At 62.5% G+C, this 20,580-nt stretch carries 14 protein-coding genes and 1 tRNA gene; 3 read left to right on the top strand and 12 right to left on the bottom strand.

All coding sequences use genetic code 11. The features are described from left to right. Nucleotides 1-25 precede the first annotated feature (25 nt). Entirely contained in the window at nucleotides 26-823 is a 798-nt protein-coding gene (locus KIH75_RS01225; protein WP_219055001.1) for a 16S rRNA (uracil(1498)-N(3))-methyltransferase, read from the bottom strand. A gap of 109 nt (nucleotides 824-932) precedes the next feature. On the opposite strand from KIH75_RS01225, the gene KIH75_RS01220 reads away from it, so the two are divergent. From KIH75_RS01220 to glgC, 3 genes are all read left to right on the top strand, one after another. Then, nucleotides 933-1,020: transfer RNA gene (locus KIH75_RS01220), tRNA-Leu, on the top strand. 56 nt (nucleotides 1,021-1,076) lie between these two features. Further along, nucleotides 1,077-1,949, top strand: coding sequence for a TrmH family RNA methyltransferase (locus tag KIH75_RS01215; RefSeq protein ID WP_219055000.1), 873 nt, complete (start codon nucleotides 1,077-1,079; stop codon nucleotides 1,947-1,949). Between the two features lie 167 nt (nucleotides 1,950-2,116). Next, entirely contained in the window at nucleotides 2,117-3,364 is a 1,248-nt protein-coding gene (glgC, locus tag KIH75_RS01210) for a glucose-1-phosphate adenylyltransferase (protein ID WP_033523540.1), read from the top strand. Between the two features lie 198 nt (nucleotides 3,365-3,562). Here glgC and KIH75_RS01205 read toward each other — a convergent pair whose 3' ends face one another. The 11 genes from KIH75_RS01205 to aroC all read right to left on the bottom strand — a co-directional run bounded on the left by KIH75_RS01205 (nucleotide 3,563) and on the right by aroC (nucleotide 20,545). Continuing rightward, on the bottom strand, nucleotides 3,563-4,144 hold the full coding sequence (locus tag KIH75_RS01205; protein WP_219054999.1) for a metal-sulfur cluster assembly factor: 582 nt from the start codon (nucleotides 4,142-4,144) through the stop codon (nucleotides 3,563-3,565). A 71-nt stretch (nucleotides 4,145-4,215) separates the two neighbouring features. Continuing rightward, nucleotides 4,216-4,773 (bottom strand): Fe-S cluster assembly sulfur transfer protein SufU, encoded by a 558-nt coding sequence (gene sufU / locus KIH75_RS01200; RefSeq protein WP_219054998.1) that lies wholly within the window; start codon nucleotides 4,771-4,773, stop codon nucleotides 4,216-4,218. 30 nt (nucleotides 4,774-4,803) lie between these two features. After that, complete coding sequence (locus KIH75_RS01195; protein WP_219054997.1) at nucleotides 4,804-6,075, bottom strand: cysteine desulfurase; 1,272 nt, start codon at nucleotides 6,073-6,075, stop codon at nucleotides 4,804-4,806. A gap of 39 nt (nucleotides 6,076-6,114) precedes the next feature. Beyond that, complete coding sequence (sufC, locus tag KIH75_RS01190) at nucleotides 6,115-6,894, bottom strand: Fe-S cluster assembly ATPase SufC (protein WP_003826479.1); 780 nt, start codon at nucleotides 6,892-6,894, stop codon at nucleotides 6,115-6,117. Between the two features lie 21 nt (nucleotides 6,895-6,915). Further along, the gene (gene sufD / locus KIH75_RS01185; protein WP_219054996.1) at nucleotides 6,916-8,139 is read right to left on the bottom strand and encodes a Fe-S cluster assembly protein SufD; all 1,224 of its coding nucleotides are present in this window, start codon (nucleotides 8,137-8,139) and stop codon (nucleotides 6,916-6,918) included. Nucleotides 8,140-8,142: 3 nt separating this feature from the next. After that, the gene (gene sufB / locus KIH75_RS01180; protein ID WP_219055071.1) at nucleotides 8,143-9,597 is read right to left on the bottom strand and encodes a Fe-S cluster assembly protein SufB; all 1,455 of its coding nucleotides are present in this window, start codon (nucleotides 9,595-9,597) and stop codon (nucleotides 8,143-8,145) included. A 197-nt stretch (nucleotides 9,598-9,794) separates the two neighbouring features. Continuing rightward, nucleotides 9,795-11,456 (bottom strand): CTP synthase, encoded by a 1,662-nt coding sequence (locus KIH75_RS01175; RefSeq protein ID WP_033523533.1) that lies wholly within the window; start codon nucleotides 11,454-11,456, stop codon nucleotides 9,795-9,797. Between the two features lie 185 nt (nucleotides 11,457-11,641). Then, nucleotides 11,642-16,903, bottom strand: a complete 5,262-nt coding sequence (gene pulA, locus KIH75_RS01170; protein WP_219054995.1) for a type I pullulanase — start codon at nucleotides 16,901-16,903, stop codon at nucleotides 11,642-11,644. 314 nt (nucleotides 16,904-17,217) lie between these two features. Next, nucleotides 17,218-17,667: a type II 3-dehydroquinate dehydratase gene (locus KIH75_RS01165; RefSeq protein WP_219054994.1), complete on the bottom strand. Its 450-nt coding sequence runs from the start codon at nucleotides 17,665-17,667 to the stop codon at nucleotides 17,218-17,220. Nucleotides 17,668-17,717: 50 nt separating this feature from the next. Beyond that, complete coding sequence (locus KIH75_RS01160; protein WP_219054993.1) at nucleotides 17,718-19,346, bottom strand: bifunctional shikimate kinase/3-dehydroquinate synthase; 1,629 nt, start codon at nucleotides 19,344-19,346, stop codon at nucleotides 17,718-17,720. Between the two features lie 8 nt (nucleotides 19,347-19,354). Then, on the bottom strand, nucleotides 19,355-20,545 hold the full coding sequence (aroC, locus tag KIH75_RS01155; protein WP_219054992.1) for a chorismate synthase: 1,191 nt from the start codon (nucleotides 20,543-20,545) through the stop codon (nucleotides 19,355-19,357). Nucleotides 20,546-20,580 lie beyond the last annotated feature (35 nt).

The following is a 20,580-nucleotide window of genomic DNA, read 5'->3' as shown; positions in this document are numbered from 1 at the left end:
ACGCGCAGGCCTTCGCGCCTGACGCTCACTCGTACCGCCCCAGCGACCTGCTGAGCAGCGACAACGCCACCGGTCCGGCGGTCGACGCCCTCAGGATGTTGCGTCCCAGCACCACGCTTTTCGCTCCGGCCTTGACGAATTCCCCGACCTCATCCTCGCTGATGCCGCCTTCCGGGCCGACCACCACGTATACGGTTCGCGGTTTGCCGTCGCCGAGGCATGCGTCGGACAGACAGCCGACCTGTTCTTCGATGGATGCCCAGGTGTCGGTGGCGTCCTGATGCAGCACGATGACCATATCGCCGTGCACGTTGGCGCGCAGGATCATGGAGACGATCTGCTTGCTGGACACGCATTCCGCGAGTTCGGGCGTCCACGCGCGCCGCGACTGTTCCGTCGCCGCCTGCAGCGTGGCGAGCCATTTGCGGTCGGTTCTGCCGGTTTTCCATTTCGCGATGGATCGGTCGGCCTGCCACGGCACCACGGTGTCGACGCCGATCTGCGTGGCGATGTCGATGGCCTGCTCGTCATGCCCGTTCTTGGCGAGGGCCTGCACGAGCGCCAACCTGGTGACGGGTTGTTCCTCCCTTACGAAGCTTTTGACTTCGGCGATGCCGTTCTGCGCATCGTCGAGCACAACGTCGAGCCTCAGCCCCTTGCCGTCGGAAAGCTGGAACCTGTCCCCTTCCTTCAGGCGCATGGCCTGCACGGCATGGCGCTTGACCTGCGGCGGCAGGGCGAGCTTCCAACCGGTGCTCGATTCATCGGAGTTCACCGGCACGTCATCTCTATCGGGGTCAAACAGGAACAAAGCATTCGTCATACCTTCTAGGCTAGCAACAGCGTCCCGCCCGCCGACACGCACGCGACACGCCGAGGTTGCACGGAGTCGATTCGGTGCTAAAGTATCACTCGTTGCCAAACAGCGACCTGCCCGGGTGGCGGAATGGTAGACGCGCTAGCTTGAGGTGCTAGTGGTTATTTTATACGACCGTACGGGTTCAAGTCCCGTCTCGGGCACAGTTAAAACCCCTTGGAAACAAGGGGTTTTGTTGTATCTCAAGGAGTTTTCGCGCATGCGCTTCATCGCACTTGATTCCATCGACGACGAGCGGGTGTCCGCATACGTGAATCTCACCGAAATCCAATTGCGTAATCGTCTCGAACCGGCCAAAGGTCTGTTCATCGCCGAATCCCCCAAGGTCATCGACCGCGCCTTGGCCGCGCATCGCGAGCCGTTGTCTCTGCTGGTCGAGGAACCGTGGATCGAGGGCATGGCCGACATGTTCGCGCGTATCGACGCCGAATGGGGGCCGGATATCCCCGTATATGTGGCGTCGCCGGAACAGTTGAAGCGCCTGACTGGCTACCGTCTGCACCGTGGTGCGCTGAGCGCCATGCGCCGTTGGCCGCTGCCCTCCGTCGAGGAGGTGTGCGCCGGGGCACGTCGTGTCGCGGTGATGGAGAACATCGTCGACCCGACCAACGTGGGCGCGCTGATGCGTTCCGCCGCGGCATTGGATGTGGATGCCGTGCTGGTCACGCCGTCCTGCGGCGACCCGCTGTACCGTCGCGCCGCGCGCGTGTCGATGGGAACCGTTTTCCAGGTGCCGTGGACCCGCATCGATGGCGAGGATAAGCATTACTGGCCGTTCAAGGGGCTTGAGGAATTGCGTTCGCTCGGCTTCACGACGGTGGCCATGGCGCTTGAGGATGATTCGATCAGCCTCGCCGAATTGACGCGCCGTCTCAATAGCGACGCGAGCGACCCACAGCATATCGAAAAACTGGCCCTTATCTTCGGCACCGAAGGCGACGGCTTGAACCATCACACCATCGCGAACGCCGACCTGACCGTGAAGATTCCGATGTCGCATGATGTCGACAGTCTGAACGTCGCTGCTTCGAGCGCCGTCGCTTTTTATGCAACCCGACGCCTGAATGACTAATTAGTAAAATCCCGGAAAACCTCCAGACATGCGAGCGGCGTTGCTTGCATATTGTATTTTTTGTGCAATTATTGACGGTATGGAGCCAAGCGATGAAGCTGGCTACTGGCGACGTTGCCTGCTCAACGTCACGATTGTCATGATTGTCATGAGAGGAGCCACGAAACATGGCAAAGAACAAGCAGAAGATTCTGTCCATTGTATTGGCGGGCGGAGAAGGAACCCGTCTGATGCCGTTGACCCGCGATCGTGCCAAGCCCGCGGTGCCGTTCGGCGGCGTGTTCCGTCTTATCGACTTCCCGCTGTCGAATCTGGTGAATTCCGACTACCGCCATATCGTGGTGCTCACCCAGTACAAGTCGCATTCGCTGGATCGTCATATCTCCCAGATGTGGCGCTTCTCATCGCTGCTCGGCAACTACGTCTCCCCTGTCCCCGCACAGCAGCGTCTCGGCAAGCATTGGTATCTCGGTTCCGCCGACGCCATTTACCAGACCATCAACATCATTGAGGACGTGCAGCCCGATATCGTGGTGATCGTCGGCGCCGACCACGTGTACCGCATGGACTTCGGCCAGATGGTCGAACAGCATATCGAATCCGGCGCGGAATTCACCGTGGCCGGCATCCGCCAGCCGATCGAACAGTCGAACCAGTTCGGCGTCATCGACGTGGACCCCGAGCATCCGAACCAGATCAAGTCGTTCCTGGAGAAGCCCGACACCTGCGCCGGGCTGCCGGACGATCCGAACATGTTCCTGGCTTCCATGGGCAACTACGTGGCCAATACCGACGCGCTGTTCGACGCGCTGGCCAAGGATGCCAAGAGCGAGGACACCAAGCACGATATGGGCGGCGACATCGCCCCCTACTTCGCCGCCCGCAACGAGGCCGGCGTCTACGACTTCAATTCGAACGTGATCCCCGGTTCGACGGACACCGATCACGCCTACTGGCGTGACGTGGGCACCCTGAAGCAGTTCTACGATGCGCACATGGATCTGATCGCCTACGTGCCCGAGTTCAACCTGTACAACCAGGCGTGGCCGATCTACACGAACTCCGGCACCCTGCCCCCGGCGAAGTTCATCCACGCTGGCCGTGACCGTCTGGGCCACGCCACCGATTCGATCGTCTCCCCCGGCGTCATCGTCTCCGGCGGTGAAGTGCACCATTCCGTACTCTCGCCGAACGTGCACATCCACTCCTGGTCGCAGGTCGTCGACTCCATCCTGTTCGACGGTGTCGTCGTCAACCGCCGTGCGCGCGTGTACAAGGCGATCCTCGACAAGAACGTCGTCCTGACCGAGAATTCCACGGTCGGCATCGACACCGAGCACGATCTGGCCCGTGGCTTCACCGTCACGCCCGAGGGCATCACCGTCGTGCCGAAGGGCACAGTGGTGGACGACTGACGCTCGCGATCGGCCCGGTCCCGAATACGAATATGGCGAGGCCCGGCACCGATAAGGTGCCGGGCCTCGCCATATGTTGTCGCTCGGACGTATCGAAACCGTTGCAGGGGCACCGGTACGCCGGTTGGCGACCGTCAATACCTGGCTGTCAGTATCTGAACAGTCGTACTTGCGGTACTTGGGCTGCCGATACTTACATCAGTACTTGGGCAGATTGTCGAAGTTGAAGCCGAGGGCGGCAAGCTGATCGCGGCCCTCCGGGGTGATCTTGTCCATCGTCCAACGCGGCTGCCACGTCCAGTCGATACGGAATTCCTCGACCAGACCCGCCAGCGTCGAAGCGCATTCGTCTTCGATGAGATCGGTGAGCGGGCATGCCGGCGTGGTCAGCGTCATGGTGATGATGGCGCGGCCGAGTTCGTCGATTTCGATGCCGTACACCAAGCCGAGGTCGATGACGTCGATGCCGAGCTCCGGATCGATGACCTGATGCAACGCCTCGCGGACATCCGCGGCGGTGGCACGGCCGATATCGTCCACGAACTTCAGGGGGATGGCGTTCTCGCCCTCATCCTGGCAGCACTCCCCCTCCTGCTTGCCGCACCCGCAGCCGCCGGTTTCGGCATTGGAAGCCGTGGCATCGCCGGCGCCTTCGCTGCCCACGGTTTTGGCCAAGGCCGGGTTCATCATCATCCGACGCGCGGCGTCCTCATCCTTGACCACGCCGTTCACGGCGTCGAAAATGGAAGCCTGCGGCTCGGGTACCAAAGTATCACTCATCGTTCACTCCACAATCGTTGCAATGTTGCTGCAATAGCTGCTGAACACTCTACGCCGCGACACGCAGCATGTCACGAGTCTTTCGCCGCCAGCGCCTTGGCGAGGGCGTCCTTCAGACCTTCCCATCCGAGCAGCGCGCATTTGATGCGCATCGGGTATTTCGAGGCTCCCTGGAACACGATGGCATCCTCCAGCTTGTCCTCGTCGTTCTCGTCGCCCAGCCCTTTGCCACGCGATTCCATCAAACGGTGGAACAGCTGCTCGAGTTCCATGGCGTCATCGACGCTTTTGCTTTCGACCAGATCGACCATGATCGACAGGCTCGCCTGGGAGATGGAACAGCCGTGGCCGTCCCACACCAAGCGTTCTATGGTGCGCGGCTCGCTATCGGAGACCTCGACATGCACCGTGGCCTCGTCACCGCACGTGGGATTGAACTGGTGCGATTCGCCCGGAGTGCAATACTCATGCGAGGCACGTACCGTCATCTCACCGGATCGGGCACCGGCATCCTCCCGCGCCAAATCGACGGCGAAGCTCTCCTTGCCGTGCGGATGCTTCGACGCTTCCAGGATCACCTCCTGGTACATCTGTTCGAAGTCGTCACCGCCCATGCCAAAATCAGACATATATTCTCCTTTACTTGCCGTGCGCCGAGGCTACGCCTCGAAGAACGGACGCACTTTGGCCAACGCTTCGAGCAATGCGTCGATGTCGTCGACGGAATTGTACACGCCGCAGGAGGCGCGGTTCGAAGCGTACAGGCCGAAATGACGATGCACCGGCTGGGCGCAGTGGTGACCGACCCTGATGGCGATGCCCTGGGCGTCGATGAACTGGCCGACGTCATGCGGATGCACGCCTTCGACGTCGAACGCGACGGTGCCGATACGGTTCTCGTTCTCACGTGGGCCGAGGATGCGGATGCCGTCGATATCGCCCATCTTCAACAGTTCGGCGGTCAGCATGCGCTCATGCTCCTCCAGCCGTTCCATGCCGATGGCCATCATCCATTCCGCGGCGACGCCGGCCGCAACGACCTGTGCGACGGGCTGGGTGCCGGCTTCGAACCGCGCCGGCGGCAGCATGTACTGGGCGGGCTGGTCCATCCACGCGAGTTCGACCATCGAGCCGCCGAAGTTCGCCGGAGGCAACGCTTCGAGCATCTCACGCTTGCCGTACAGGAATCCCACGCCGGTCGGACCGTACATCTTATGGGCGCTCCATGCCGCGAAGTCGACGTCCAGCGCATGGAAATCGACCTTCAGATGAGGCACGGACTGGCATGCGTCGAGCACGAAGATGCCGCCGATCTCATGCGTGCGCCTGATGATGGGCGCAATGTCGGTGATGGCACCGGTCACATTGCCCACATGCGTCACGGCGACGATTTTCGTGCGTTCGGTGATGACCTCATCGAGGTTATCGGTGCGCACGCGGCCATCCTCGGTCAGGTCCAGCCATTTGAACGTGGCGCCGGTACGCGCGGCGAGCTCCTGGAACGGCAACAACACGGAATGGTGTTCCGCCTTGGAGACCACGATCTCGTCACCGGGTTTCAGGGCGAATCTTCGGGCCGCCTCTCCCCCACGCCCAAGCGACGCGTTGCCGAACGCCGTGGCGAGCAGGTTCAATCCGGCCGTGGCACCGGCGGTCATGACGATCTCCTCCTCGCCTTCCGCCGCATTGGCGCCGACGAGCCGGGCCATCTTCGCGCGGGCGTCCTCGAACGCCGTGGTGCTGCGGGCGGCCAGCTCGTGGGCGCCGCGATGCACGCCGGCATTGATGGTCCGGTAGAATTCGCTTTCCGCCTCGATGACGCACTGCGGCTTTTGCGAGGTCGCCGCCGAATCGAGGTACACCAGCGGATGCCCGTGGATCTCCTGGTCCAGAATCGGAAACTCATTGCGAATGGCTGCAAAATCTGCCATGTACACCCCTTAGAGTTCGACGTTCCTAACGGAACAGCCTTATGCCAGTGCGCTTTCGGAATCGGCGCCTTCCGGCAGGTACTGATCGTAGCCGTTCTCCTCCAGCTCATCCGCCAGCTCCGGGCCACCGGTCTTGACGAAGTGGCCGTCGGCGAACACGTGCACGATATCCGGCTTGATGTACTTGAGGATGCGGGTGTAGTGCGTGACCATGAGGATGCCGAACTTGTTGGCTTCCTTGGCGCGGTTCACGCCTTCGGAGACGATGCGCAGCGCGTCGACGTCAAGGCCGGAGTCGGTTTCGTCGAGGATGGCGAACTTCGGCTTGAGCAGTTCCAGCTGCAGCACTTCGGCGCGCTTCTTCTCACCGCCGGAGAAGCCTTCGTTCACGGAACGGGTGGCGAACTTCGGATCCATCTTGAGTCGCTTCATGGCCTCGGAAAGTTCCTTGGCCCACGTGCGGATGGCGGGCGCCTTGCCGTCGACCTCGGTCTTGGCGGTGCGCAGGAAATTCGTCATGGAGACGCCCGGCACTTCCACCGGGTACTGCATGGCGAGGAACAGACCGGCCTTGGCACGCTCGTCGGGAGTCATCTTCAGGATGTCCTCGCCGTCGAGCAGCACTTCGCCGCCGTCGACCACATACTTGGGGTGGCCTGCCAGCGTGTAGGCCAGCGTGGACTTGCCGGAGCCGTTGGGCCCCATGATGGCATGGGTCTCGTCGGAGTTGACGGTGAGGTTCACGCCTTTGAGGATCGGCTTGATGCCGTCCTTGGTTTCGACGTGGGCGTACAGATCTTTGATTTCAAGCGTTGACATGGTTCCTTAATCCTTTACGTTTCACTGTTCCTCGAGCACCTGCGCCATGGCGTCGCTTTCGCCGCGCGCCAGACGCTTGTCGATGACGTCCATGAGATGGTCGCAGATGGCCGGAATGCCGATCTCCTCGACGAGTTCGTTGAAGAAGCCGCGCACGACGAGCTTGCGCGCCTCGGTTTCGCTGATGCCGCGCGACTGCAGGTAGAACAGCTCCTCGTCATCGAAACGACCGACCGAGGAGGCATGGCCAGCGCCGATGATGTTGCCGTTCTCGATTTCAAGATTCGGCTCGGAATCGGCGATGGCGCCCGGGGTGAGCACCAGATTGCGGTTGAGCTCGTAGGAATCGGTGCCGGGTGCGGTGGGTTCGATCAGCGCGTTGCCGACCCACGTGGAATGCGCCCCCTTACCGTCGAGTGCACCCTTGTAGACCACGCGGCTCTTGCACTCCGGATGGTTATGCACCACCATCGTGCGATGCTCGATATGCTCGCCGGGGTCGACGAAGTAGATGCCGAGCATGTTGAGATCGCCCTGCTCGCCGCCGAAATCCTGATCCATGCGGATGCGCACGACGTCACCACCGAGCGTCACCACGGAATGGCGCAGCGAAGCGCCTTCGCCCACATGGATGCGATGGTTGCCCACATGCTTCGAACCGGCATTCCACTCCTGGATGAAAGTGGTGGACACGTTCGAATGCTTGCCGGTGACGATTTCCACGCCTTCGGCGAGACGGGCGTCGCCGTCATGCTCGACGACGACATCGGCATGCGTATCGTCCCCCGCCGCGATCACCAGATGGAATGCATCGAGATCCATGCCGGCGCCATGCACCTTGACGAGCACCGGCTGGGCGATTTCACCCTTCAGCTCGAGAACGGTGGCGGTCGCGCCGGAGTTCCATTCCACGGCGGAAACGCGGTCGGACGGTTCGGACACCGTGCCGGACGGCCCTTCGCCAAGCCTGACCTGGCTCAGGGTAACGCCTTCCGCAAGTGCGGACCCGTCGATCATGCCGACTTCGATGCCGGTCTCGCCGGACGGGACGAACACGTTGAAGAATTCGCTGATGCGCTCGACGGGCGTATAGCGCCAATCCTCCTGCTTGCGGTTCGGTTCGGGGAACGCCCCGACCTCGAAGGAACGGGGGTTGCGGTCCGCCGAGGACGGCATGGCCGCGGGGTTCGCGTACGGATCGTTCGGATCCGCCACGGGGATATTGATTTCCTTGGCTTCGGTCATGGCTCAGCCCACCGATCCTTCCATCTGCAGTTCCACAAGTCTGTTCAGCTCAAGCGCGTATTCCATCGGCAGCTCGCGGCTGATCGGCTCGACGAAGCCGCGCACGATCATGCCCATGGCCTCGTCCTCGGAAAGGCCGCGGCTCATCAGGTAGAACAGCTGGTCCTCGGAGACCTTGGAAACCGTCGCCTCATGCGCCATGGACACGTCGTCCTCGCGCACATCGACATGCGGGTAGGTGTCGGAACGGCTGAATTCGTCCACCAGCAGCGCGTCGCACACGGTGGAGTTCGAGGAGCCTTCGGCGCCCTTGACGATCTTCACGAAACCGCGGTATGCGGAACGGCCTCCGCCGCGGGAGATCGACTTGGCCACGATGGTGGAGCTGGTGTGCGGGGCGAGATGGATCATCTTCGCGCCCGTGTCCTGATACTGGCCCTTGCCGGCGAAGCCGAGCGACATGGTGCTGGCCTTGGCGTACGGTTCGGCCAGGATGCAGGCCGGATATTTCATGGTCGCCTTGGAGCCGATGTTGCCGTCGACCCATTCCATGGTGCCGCCCTCACGCACGTAGGCGCGCTGGGTGACCAGGTTGTACACGTTGTTCGACCAGTTCTGCACGGTGGTATAGCGCACGCGGGCATGCGGCTCGACGAAGATCTCGACCACGCCGGAGTGCAGGGAGTCCGTGGAGTAGATGGGGGCCGTGCAGCCTTCGACGTAATGCACGTAGGAGCCTTCGTCCGCGATGATCAGGGTGCGTTCGAACTGGCCCATATTCGGGGTGTTGATGCGGAAGTACGCCTGCAGCGGGATGTCCACATGCACGCCCTTCGGCACGTAGACGAAGGATCCGCCGGACCATGCGGCCGTGTTCAGCGCGGAGAACTTGTTGTCGTCGCTGGGGATGCACTTGCCGAAATACTTCTGCACGATGTCGGGGTATTCGCGCACCGCGGTGTCGGTGTCGACGAAGATCACGCCCTGCTTCTTCAGATCCTCCTGGATCGAGTTGTAGATCACTTCGGATTCGTACTGCGCCGCCACACCGGAGACGAGTCGCTTCTTCTCCGCTTCGGGGATGCCGAGCTTGTCGTAGGTGGAGCGGATCTCGTCGGGCAGCTCCTCCCAAGTGGTCGCCTGCTTGTCGATCGGCTTGACGTAATACTTGAAATCGTCCGCGTCGAAGTCCTTGAGATCCACGCCCCACTGCGGCATCGGCTTGCTGATGAAGTCCCTGTAGCCTTGCAAGCGCTTCTCCAGCATCCATTCGGGTTCGCCCTTATCCGCGCTGATGGCGCGGACGACGTCCTCGTCGATGCCCTTCTTCGCGGCTTCGCCCGCGGCGTCGGTATCATGCCAGCCGTAGGTGTAATCGCCGAATTGGCTGATGATCTCGTCATCCTGCCTGATCTTATCCTCGTTGACGCGGGTGCGATCGGCCACGTATTGGCTCATCTCCACGTCAGCCGCGGCGTTTGGTGTTTGTGATTCGCTCACCGGTTTGCCTCCGTCATTCACACAATGTCCTACTAGAACCTAACAGAACCGCCATGAAAAAGCTACAGCCCACACCAGATTTCGGTGTGGGCTGCAACACATTCCGGTTCGGGTGCCGTTTCACCGCCATATGCGGTTCACCGGCGTGCCGAAGCTCAGTGCTCCTGCTGGTGGTCCAACGCGGCCTTCACCAGACCGGCGAACAGCGGGTGCGGCTTGGTCGGGCGGGACTTGAACTCCGGATGGGCCTGGGTGGCCACGTAGAACGGATGCACCTCGCGCGGCAGCTCGACGAACTCGGTGAGTTCGCCGTCCGGGCTCTGGCCGGAGATACGCAGACCGGCTTCGCGCAGCTGGTCCTTGTACGCCACGTTCACCTCGTAACGGTGACGATGACGCTCGGTGACATGCGTGGTGCCGTACAGTTCGGCGACGATGGAGCCTTCCTCCAGCTCGGCCGGGTAGCTGCCCAGTCGCATGGTGTGACCCATATCGCCCTTGCCGGCGACGATGTCCTTCTGCTCTTCCATGGTCGCGATGACCGGGGTCGCGCAATCGGGCTCGAACTCGGTGGAGTTCGCGTCCTCCAGACCGAGGACGTGACGAGCGTATTCGATGACCATGGACTGCAGGCCGAGGCACAGGCCGAGGGCCGGCAGCTTGTTTTCACGGGCGAACTTCAGGGCGCCGATCTTGCCGTCGATGCCGCGGATGCCGAAACCGCCGGGCACGACGATGCCGTCGACCTGATCGAGCGCGGCGGCCGCGCCTTCCTCGGTCTCGCACTTGTCGGCCGCGACCCACTTGACGTTCACCTTGGCATAGTTGGCGAAACCGCCGGCCTTGATGGCTTCGGTGACGGACAGGTAGGCATCCGGCAGATCGATGTACTTGCCGACGATGGCGATGTTCACCTCATGCTTCGGGTGATGCACGCGCTCCAGCAGGTCCTCCCACTCGTCCCAATCGACGTCGTGGAACGGCAGGCCGAGTTCACGCACGACGTAGGCGTCGAGGCCTTCGTTGAACAGGATCTTCGGCACGTCGTAGATGCTCGGGGCGTCCACGCAGTTGACCACGCCTTCGGAATCCACGTCGCACATCAGGGAGATCTTGTCCTTGATGGACTGGTTCAGCGGGCGGTCGGAACGCAGCACCAAGGCATCCGGGGAGATGCCGAGCTGGCGCAGCATCATCACGGAATGCTGGGTGGGCTTGGTCTTGAGCTCGTGGGCGGCGGCGATGTACGGCACGAGGGAGACATGCACGAACATGCAGTTCTCGGCGCCCAAATCGCGGCGAACCTCACGCGCAGCCTCCAGGAACGGCTGGGATTCGATGTCGCCGACGGTGCCACCGATTTCGGTGATGATCACGTCGACGTCATCGGACGCCTGCGCACGCATACGGGACTTGATCTCGTTGGTGATGTGCGGGATGACCTGCACGCACTGGCCGAGGTATTCGCCGGCGCGTTCCTTGCGCAGCACCTCCTGGTAGATCTGGCCGGTGGTGACGTTCGCCTTCTGGCTCAGGTACACGTCGAGGAAGCGCTCGTAGTGGCCGATGTCGAGATCGGTTTCGGCGCCGTCCTCGGTGACGTAGACCTCACCATGCTGGAACGGGTTCATCGTGCCGGGATCGACGTTGATGTAGGGATCGAGCTTCTGCTGCAGGACCTTGATGCCACGGGAACGCAGCAAACGTCCGAGGGAGGATGCGGTCAGGCCCTTGCCAAGGGAGGAAACCACGCCACCGGTGACGAAAATATGCTTGGTGACGTGCTCTTGAGGATTGCCATGTGTTCTTCTAACCATGGAACTCCAGCTTAACATTCACAGTTGACCCGGCGTGTTATACGGATCCGGCCATGCACGAGGGGCTCCCCTCCTCACGGTGGGCGGGGTGAAAACGCCGGAACCGCACCGAAACATCAAGAGCCGGCCCCCAATCGGAGGCCGGCTCTTGCGCGTTTATCGGAGTTGCTTATGGGTCATTGTGCTCAGAGGCGTTCCTCCTTTCCACGAAGGCGGAACATCATACCGGCCGCGGCGGCGGCCAGCGCGATCAGCGCGATCACCAGCACGGAGGCGCCGGTGGCGGCGGTACCCGCGGTACCGGACGCCGTGGCGGAACCCTTCGTGCCCTTGTCGGCGGCCGGGACGACGGCGCGCTTCTGGACATGCACGGTGCGGGTGAACGTCGTGGTCTTGCCACGGGAGTTGGTCACGGAGTAGACCAGCTTGTAATCGCCCACCTTATTGGTGTCCACGCTGCCTTCGATCTCGATCTTGTCGGTCAGATCGCCATCGATGTCGTCCGTGGCGGTGACTCCGGCCTTCGGGTCGAACTTGGAACCGACGGTGATGGTCGTCGATTCGGTCACACCGCTGATCACGGGAACCACGTCGTCGGCGGAGGCGACCTTGAGCACGGTGGCGGACAGTGCGCCGGCCGCGTAGGTGGAGCCCTTGCGGACCGTGACGCTCTTGGCCTCGTCATCGCCGTACACGGTGCCGTCGGAGGCGAGCACCTCGTACTTGCCGGCGGCGACGCCTTCGACGGAGGCGGCCTTGCCATTGGCGTTGAAGATCACCACGTAGGTGCCGCTGGAGTCCTTCGCCTGGTAGGCCACGACGCCGTCGGCGGACTTGAGCATGGTCACGCTGGCGTTGATGTCGTCGTAGTTGGTCTGGCGGAGCGCCGCGATCTTGTTGCGCAGCTTGATCAGGCCCTTGACGTAATCGACGGAGCCCGCGTACTGCGTGGTGCGATCCCAGTCGATGGCGTTCGTCGCGTCGCCTGCGTTGTAGCTGTTGCCGTTGCCGCCCTTGGTGCGCAGGAACTCCTGGCCCAGCTGGATGGCGGGGATGCCCTCGGACAGGTAGACGACGGAGTCGGCGAGCTTGGCGCGCGCCTCGGTGGTCGCCTCGTCATCCGTGGGTGCGGATGCGCGGAGCTTGTCGTACAGGGTCATGTTGTCGTGGATTTCGGCGTAGTTCACCACCTGGCCGGCGTCCGCGTAGTGATCCTGCGCGTTGCCGTTCCAGCAGGTGGTGTCGGCGTCGGCATCATACTGGCAGCCGAGCACGTTGTGGGCGATGAGCTTCTCCTGATCGGCCTTGCCGGACACGAAGCCGGTGTCGGTGTCGGAGAACACGGAGCCCTTGAGACCGTCGCGGATCGAATCGTTGAAGAACGCGATGCCGTTGTTCGTGCCATCCGAAGCGACCTGGTAGGCGTTCGGCTGGATGGTCATCTCGCTCTTGTCCATCGTGGTGTTCATGTCCCAGCCTTCGCCGAGCACGATGATGGACGGATCGATCTTGTCGAGGGCCGCGCGGACTTCCTTCATCGTCTCGGTGTCGATCAGACCCATGAGGTCGAAACGGAAACCGTCGATGTTGTAGTTCTTCGCCCAGTAGGTCACCGAATCGACGATGTACTTGCGCATCATCGCACGCTCGGAGGCGGTGTCGTTGCCGCAACCGGAGTTGTTGACCAGCGAGCCGTTGTCGTCGTAGCGGAAGTAGTAGCCGGGGACCGTCTTGTTGAACGAATGATTCGCGGCATTGTAGACGTGGTTGTACACCACATCCATGATGACGCGGATATTGCTGTCATGCAGGCCCTTGACCATCTGCTTCATTTCGGTGACGCGGGAGGCCGGGTTGCTCGGATCGGAGGAGTACGAGCCTTCCGGCACGTTGTAGTTCTCCGGATCGTAGCCCCAGTTCTGCGCGCCCTTGGCGTCGTAGCTCAGGTCGCCGGTCTCGTCGACGGAACCGTAGTCGTACATCGGCATGATCTGCACGTGGGTGACACCCAGCTTCTTGAGGTAGTCGAGGCCGGAGGTCGCGCCCTTGGCGGTCTTGGTACCGGATTCGACGACGCCCAGATACTTGCCCTGCTTGTCGGCGGAGACGCCGGAGTTCGGGCTGATCGAGAAGTCGCGGATGTTCATCTCGGCGATGGACGCATCGGTGGTCTTGGAGAAGGCATCCATGCGCTTGCCCGCGTTGCCCATGTCCTTCTTGGACAGCACCACGGAACGTTCGCCGTTCGCGACCGCCGCGGTGGCGTACGGATCGGCGGAAACGTTCACCGTGCCGTCGGCGAAGGTGAGCTGATAGGCGTAGGCGGTGCCGCTGGCGAGATCGTTCACCGAGGCGCTCCACACGCCCTTGTCGCCGCTCGTCATGTCGATGGTGCGGTCGACGTCGGCGTTCGGGTCATCGGACTTGTAGATGACGAGCTTGACGTCGGTGGCGGTCGGAGCCCACAGCTTGAAGCCGGTCTTCGCGGCCTTGTAGGTCGCACCGAGATCGTCGCCGCTGTAGGCGTACTTCTTGTCGAAGGCGTCGGTGCGGACCACGGAGCCCGCGACGGCGTCCTGGGAGCCGAAGCCCTTGACCTCGACGGTGTACTTGCCGCGAACGTCAAGTTCCTTGTCGGTGGTGATGATCACCTTGGTGCCATCGGTCTTGACGCTCTTGACGGCCACGGTCTTGCCATCGGCATCCTTGACGGTCACGTCGTCCTTGATGTCGTCGGCGGAGACCTTCTTGGAGAGCTTGGCCGTCAGCTGGTTGGTGTCGGAGATCTCGGCGGACTTCATGGAAGCGCCGAGGGCCGGGCGAGCGGTGTACACCGTGGCGTCGCCGTTGAGCATCCATACTTCGGCGGTGGCGGTGGCATTGCCATCGGTGCCGTCGAACACCAGGGCGTCCGACGGGATCTTGTGATCGCCGCCGTCCGGATCCTTGGCCTTCCACGCATCCTTGCCGTAACGGCGCAGCATGCCGATGTCGGAGGTTCCGTCGTTGTTGTAGTAGGTGTAGGTGTTGAAGGAGTATTCCGCGACTTCGCCCCAATCGTCATGGGAGGTGAAGGTGGCAGCTCCGCCGTTCCAGTTGGAGGCCCAGGTCCAGATATCCCACTGCGGGACGGTGGTCGAGGTGTCCTCGGAGTTGAAGTACAGGCCGTCGTCACGGTTGTAGTGGACCTTCACCTTGACGGTGGCGGCATCGCAGGCGTAGTCCTCCGGCGCGGCGTCGAGCGTTTCGACGGTGGTCGATTCGCCCTGATCCGGGTACTTGGTGCCGTCGATCCACACTTCCGCGGTGCCGTCGGCGCTTACCTTGGCACTGCGGTCACCGCCGTACTTGTTCCAGTCGCTGGTGGTGATGATGAAGCCGAAGTTCTCGAACTTGCCGTCGAAGGTCAGCGTGGTGACCTTGCCCCAGCAGTCGCTGCCGGTGAAGGCGTGGTGCTCGGCGTTGATGTCCGTGCCGCTGGTGTCCTTGCCCCACACGTACACGCCACGGTTGTCCGAGGCGCTGGAGGGCTTGTAGTGCACGACGAGTCGGGTCTGACCGCCGATGGCTTCGGGGTTGCCCACGGTCGCGGACTGGCTTGCCACACCCATGTGAGTGATGCCCGCATTGGCGTGGTAGTTGCCGCCGCCCTTCGGGTTCTCCCACTGGTCGGTGTCGGCATCATGGAACACGAAGTCGATCTTCTTGCCCTTGGTGTCGATGGTGGCGCGGTAGTAGCCCTGCGCGTCGAGCGTCATGTCGGCTTCCGGCTGGTTCCAGTCATCGCCGAGGCCGTAGTGGACCTTCGGGGTCTTCCAGCTGGAATCGTTCGGCTTGTAGTAGATGGTGATGCTCTTGTCGTCGGGCAGGACCTCGTCATCCTCCTGGTTCACGTCCGGATCGGACGGATCGGTGGCGGTGGACGCTGCCGGGTGATCGGCCTTGGTGGCGCCGGCGTACAGCGCGATGGCGGAACGTGCCGGAACCGTGGTCTCGACCTTGCCGTTCTTGACGGTCACGGTCTTGGAGCAGTCCATGGCGGCGTACACGTTGCAGTATTCGCCGTCGGCGAGGGAAGTGGTGTACGAGGCGTCCTTGTCCTTCTTGCCGTTGTTGATGGCGATGAAGCCCTTGCTGCCACGGGAGAAGGCGATGTTGTCGCCGCCGTCATCCTGCCAATCGGTGACCTTGGTGCCGTTGACGTAGTTGCGGAAGGCGATCATGCCGCGGGTGGAGGTCCAACGCTGCTCGCAGTTCCAATCGGAATCGTTGGTGGAGCAGGCCTTGTCCATGTCGACGTCCGGCACGGAGGTCGCGGTGGCGTTGGGTGCGCCATCGTCGTTGACATCCCACTTGTAGTCGGAGAGCAGGCGCGGGGTGCCGTAGTCGTAGGCCAGCATGAAGGCGTTGGCCAGCTGGTACTTGGCGCCGTCCTTGTAGGTCAGCGCGCCCTCGTTGCGGGCGGTATCCCAGTTGGTGACGAACACGTTGGCGTCCTCGGACGACAGATCCTTGCTCAGACGGTCGCTCAAGCCCTTGAGGTTGGCGATCTTGTCCTTGAAGGTCTGGTTCATTTCGGACTTGAAGCCGAATTCGGTCACGGTGCCGTTCTGCACGTAGTTGCTCGGCTGGATACCCGCGGCTTCGGAGGAGTTGCCGATGACTTCCTGGATCCAGTAGATGTCGCTGGCGTTCTTGCCGATCTTCTTGGCGAACTTCTCCTTGATCGCCTTCATGCTGTCGGTGTGGATGTGCTTGACGGCGTCCATGCGGAATCCGCGCACGCCGGCGTTCCACAGCGAGACAAGATAATCGGACTGGATGTCCTGCACCTTCTCGCTTTCGGAGTCGAAGTCCCACATGGAGCTAAGACGGCACTCCTGGACTTCCTTCTGGTTGGTGTAGTCGGAGATGTTCTTCTTGCAGCTGTGGAAGTCGGAGGCGGTGATGCCTTCCGGGTACTGCTTGGTGGCGAAGCCCGGGTAGGTGCCGGTGGAGCCGTTGTAATCGGTGCCCGCCACACCCTTCTGGTCGCCGGCGGCTACGTCGGAACCGGTGGTCTGGTTCAGCACGACGTCGGCGATGATGCCCACGCCGGCCGCGGCGCACTGCTTGACCATGTTCTTGAATTCGGCTTCCGTGCCCAGCTTGGAGTCGAGCTTATAGCTCACGGGCTGGTAGCTGGTCCACCACTGGGTGCCCTGGATGGACTCCTGCGGAGGCGAGACCTCCACATAGGCGACACCTTCGGGACCGTAGGTGTTGGTGCATTCCTTGGCGATGGTGTTCCACGTCTGCTGGAATGCGATCACCTGAACGTCCTTCTTGCCGGAGGAGCTGGTCTCCTCGGCTTGAGCGACGTTAGGAACCGTAATCAGCGACGCGCACGACATCGCGGCGACGACACTCGCCGCCAGGATTCGTCTGAACGACCGTTGTGCGATCATGCTTCCCTTTCCTCGTCATCGAGATTCTTCCCCGCCGCACCATGCGACGTGGTTTGGTTGATAACGTAGGCAACCACGGCCAGCCACGACCTTTGGCCGACACTGGCCGTATTACTCATCTCGGCATGCACACGTTATCAATCAATGCTTTCTATGGTATTTCACATAACCTACAAAACCGAATTGGCGTTGCGTGTTGAACGGCATTGTTACGCACGCGGCGAACCATACGCATGGAACGCCCGGAAATACGGCGAGGGCCGGGTCATCCATGGGACGACCCGGCCCTCACACGACCGTACCGAAAACGGGATTCACTCCCCCGCGACCAGATGGGCGACGGCTTCCAGCGCGAGCTTATAGCCATAGAAGCCCATGCCGGTGATGGTGCCGGTGGCGACCGGCGAAATCACGGAGCGCTTGCGGAACTCGTCGCGCGCGGACGGATTGGAGATGTGCACCTCCATCAGCGGCAGCCCCTCGTCGATCACCATATGGGCGGCATCCGCAAGACCGTAGGAGTAATGGGTGAACGCGGCGGGGTTCATCACGATGGGCGTCTTCTCGTCGGCGGCCTGATGCATCCAACCGATCATCTCGGCCTCGTCGTCGCTCTGGCGAACCTCCACGTCAAGCCCGAGTTCCACACCCCACCGCGTGCACAGCTCGCGCAGGGTCGCAAGATCCTGCTTGCCGTACACGTCGGGCTGGCGCACGCCCAGACGACCGAGATTCGGCCCGTTGACTACCACGACTTTGGTCATATTCCATTCACTCCCTTGTTATCGCGGAACCATGTTCCGATACTGGACTGTTATCGCTGGATCCGGCGGAACGCCTCTTCGACGGCATCCGCGGGCGGGTCCTCAAGATGAATCGGATGCCCGATCCTGTCGAGCACGACGAAACGGAGCGTGTTGCCACGCGCCTTCTTGTCCTTGTGCATCAACGCGAGCACATCGTCCCACGAGCCGTTGCTCCACGAGGTCGGCAGGCCGAGGGAGCCGAGCAGCGAACGATGGTAATCCACCAGATCCTGATCGATGTAGCCCAGCAGGTGCGACAGCTCCGCGGCGTACACGCATCCGACGGCCACCGCGTTGCCGTGACGCCAGCGGAAATGCTCAAGCTTCTCGATGGCATGGGCGAGCGTATGGCCGTAGTTCAGGAATTCGCGCAGCCCCGCCTCCTTGAGATCGGCGGACACATGGTAGGCCTTCACGCCCACGGTATGCTCGATCAGCTCCGCGACCACATCCTTCAGATCGGAATCCAGGAACGTCGACCCGTCGAAGGCGCGCAATTCATCGGCATGATCCTCAAGGATCTGCAGGATCTCCGAATCCATGATGAAACCGGACTTGGCGACCTCGCCCAATCCCTCGATGAAGATGTCGTTCGGCAACGTGGCGAGGGCGCGCATGTCGGCGAGCACGCCGGCCGGGGTGTAGAACGAGCCGACCAGATTCTTGCCGGCTTCGGTGTTGATGCCGGTCTTGCCGCCAGTGGACGCGTCGACCATGGCCAGCAGGGACGTCGGGCAGTTCACGTAACGGATGCCGCGCATCCAGGTCGCGGCGATGAAACCGGCCAGATCGGTGGCCGCTCCCCCGCCGAGTCCGACGATCGCGTCGGAACGGGTGAAGCCCTCATCGCCCAGACGACGCCACACACCGTTGGCGACATCCACGGTCTTGCCCGCCTCGGCGTCCGGGACCACGATGTCGGACACGGTGTAGCCCGCCTGACGCAGCAGGGTGCGCGCATGGTCGCTGTGACGCTGCACCGGCTGGGTGTGGATCAAGGCCACACGCACCGGGCCATCGCCCAGAACCTCGGGCAGATGACCCATCACGCCTTCGCCGATACGCACGTCATACGGCTCGATACCCGTCCCGGTGACATGCACGTTGCGTTCGCGAATCATATCCATGACCTTTCTCGCCGCCATCTGCGGCGTCAGGCCGCGCGTGCGCACGCGCACGTTCGCGACCTCGCGGAACACGGGATCGCGTTCCACATACAATTTCCTCCAACGCTCTTCGGCATCGCCGTTGAGCATCGGGCGCCCGCCGCCGCGATTGGCCCGTTCCATGGCCTCCTCGGGGTCGGCGTCCAAGTACACGACACGCCCGCCGCGACCGACGTAATCGGCCAACGCGTCCCGCGTGGACGGGGTCATGGGAGCGCCGCCGCCCAGCGAGAAGATGCCGTCGAAATCCTCCAGCATGTCGGCGATGAGATCGGCCTCGACCTTACGGAATTCCGGCTCGCCCTCACGCTCGAAGAATTCGGGGATGCTCATGCCCACTTCGCGTTCGATGCATACGTCGGCGTCCGCGAACGGCAGATCCATGATATGGGCGACTTCCTTGCCCACGCGGGTTTTGCCCGCCCCCATCATGCCGATGAGGACGGCCACCGGCCTGGCTTTCCCTGCCATTCCGCCGCTCACCGCATGTGCTCCGGCCAGGAGGCGAGGTAGGACTCGCAGTTGCGGCGCGTCTCCTCGACGCTGTCGCCGCCGAACTTCTCAAGCGCGTACTTGGCGATGGTCAGACGGACCATTGCTTCGGCCACGACGGCCGCGGCCGGCACTGCGGTGGAATCGGAACGCTGGTTGATGGCTTGCGCGGCCTCGCCGGTGAGCACATCCACCGTGCGCAGCGCCTTCGGAATGGAGGGAATCGGCTTCATCGCCGCACGGATGACGATCGGCTGGCCGTTCGACATGCCGCCTTCGATGCCGCCCGCACGGTTGCTCACGCGCGCGATATGCCCATCCTCCACGACCATCTCGTCATGGGCTTCGGAGCCCGGGCGTTCGGCTTCGAGGAAACCATCACCGATTTCGACGCCCTTGATGGCCTGCACGCCCATGACGGCGCTGGCCAGGGCCGCGTCGAGACGGCGGTCGGATTCCACGTAGGTGCCGATGCCGGCGGGAACGCCGTAGGCGACGACCTCGATCACACCGCCGAGGGTATCGGAATTCGCCTTGGCCTCGTCGATGCGGGCGATCATGCGCGCTTCCGCATCCTTGTCGAGGGTGCGCACCGGAGAGGCATCCAGCGCCTCAAGATCGTCGGGGGTCGGGAGCGGTGCCGTAGTGCGGTCCTCAACACCGGCGCCGCCGATGGACAGGACGTGGGAGACGGTGCGGATGCCGAAGGTCTGCTCCAGGAAATCAGCCGCGATGGCACCGAGCGCCACACGGGATGCGGTTTCACGGGCGGAGGAACGCTCCAGCACCGGACGCGCGTCGTCGAAGGCGTACTTGCGCATGCCGGTCAGATCGGCATGGCCCGGACGGGGACGGCTCAGCGGCGCGTTGCGCCCTTCGCGGGGCAGCTCATGGTCGAGCGGGTCGGCACTCATGACCTCGGTCCACTTGGGCCATTCCGTATTGGCGATCTCGACGGCGATCGGCGTGCCGAGCGTGCGCCCATGACGCACGCCGGTGAGCAGACGGACCTTGTCCTGCTCGAACTTCATGCGCGCGCCGCGGCCGTAACCGAGACGACGCCTGGCCAAGGCATCCACCACGTCGCCGCTCGTGACCTCGACACCGGAGGGCAATCCCTCGATCATCGCCACCAACGCCTCGCCATGCGATTCGCCTGCCGTCTGCCAACGCAACATACGTTTCCCTTTCACTCGCAAATAACTGGGTTAAT

The sequence above is a fragment of the Bifidobacterium pongonis genome, assembly GCF_019331805.1.
Taxonomy (GTDB): Bacteria; Actinomycetota; Actinomycetes; order Actinomycetales; family Bifidobacteriaceae; genus Bifidobacterium; species Bifidobacterium pongonis.
This window is presented reverse-complemented; position numbering and strand designations above follow the sequence as displayed.

What these genes read in the sequence shown, in the direction of transcription:
- KIH75_RS01160 (WP_219054993.1), bottom strand. Translation starts at nt 19,346, where the DNA reads ATGGCAGGGAAAGCCAGGCCGGTGGCCGTCCTCATCGGCATGATGGGG.
- KIH75_RS01195 (WP_219054997.1), bottom strand. Translation starts at nt 6,075, where the DNA reads ATGGCAGATTTTGCAGCCATTCGCAATGAGTTTCCGATTCTGGACCAG.
- KIH75_RS01205 (WP_219054999.1), bottom strand. Translation starts at nt 4,144, where the DNA reads ATGAGTGATACTTTGGTACCCGAGCCGCAGGCTTCCATTTTCGACGCC.
- pulA (WP_219054995.1), bottom strand. Translation starts at nt 16,903, where the DNA reads ATGATCGCACAACGGTCGTTCAGACGAATCCTGGCGGCGAGTGTCGTC.
- glgC (WP_033523540.1), top strand. Translation starts at nt 2,117, where the DNA reads ATGGCAAAGAACAAGCAGAAGATTCTGTCCATTGTATTGGCGGGCGGA.
- KIH75_RS01225 (WP_219055001.1), bottom strand. Translation starts at nt 823, where the DNA reads ATGACGAATGCTTTGTTCCTGTTTGACCCCGATAGAGATGACGTGCCG.
- sufD (WP_219054996.1), bottom strand. Translation starts at nt 8,139, where the DNA reads ATGACCGAAGCCAAGGAAATCAATATCCCCGTGGCGGATCCGAACGAT.
- aroC (WP_219054992.1), bottom strand. Translation starts at nt 20,545, where the DNA reads ATGTTGCGTTGGCAGACGGCAGGCGAATCGCATGGCGAGGCGTTGGTG.
- sufC (WP_003826479.1), bottom strand. Translation starts at nt 6,894, where the DNA reads ATGTCAACGCTTGAAATCAAAGATCTGTACGCCCACGTCGAAACCAAG.
- sufU (WP_219054998.1), bottom strand. Translation starts at nt 4,773, where the DNA reads ATGTCTGATTTTGGCATGGGCGGTGACGACTTCGAACAGATGTACCAG.
- sufB (WP_219055071.1), bottom strand. Translation starts at nt 9,597, where the DNA reads ATGAGCCAATACGTGGCCGATCGCACCCGCGTCAACGAGGATAAGATC.
- KIH75_RS01165 (WP_219054994.1), bottom strand. Translation starts at nt 17,667, where the DNA reads ATGACCAAAGTCGTGGTAGTCAACGGGCCGAATCTCGGTCGTCTGGGC.
- KIH75_RS01175 (WP_033523533.1), bottom strand. Translation starts at nt 11,456, where the DNA reads ATGGTTAGAAGAACACATGGCAATCCTCAAGAGCACGTCACCAAGCAT.
- KIH75_RS01215 (WP_219055000.1), top strand. Translation starts at nt 1,077, where the DNA reads ATGCGCTTCATCGCACTTGATTCCATCGACGACGAGCGGGTGTCCGCA.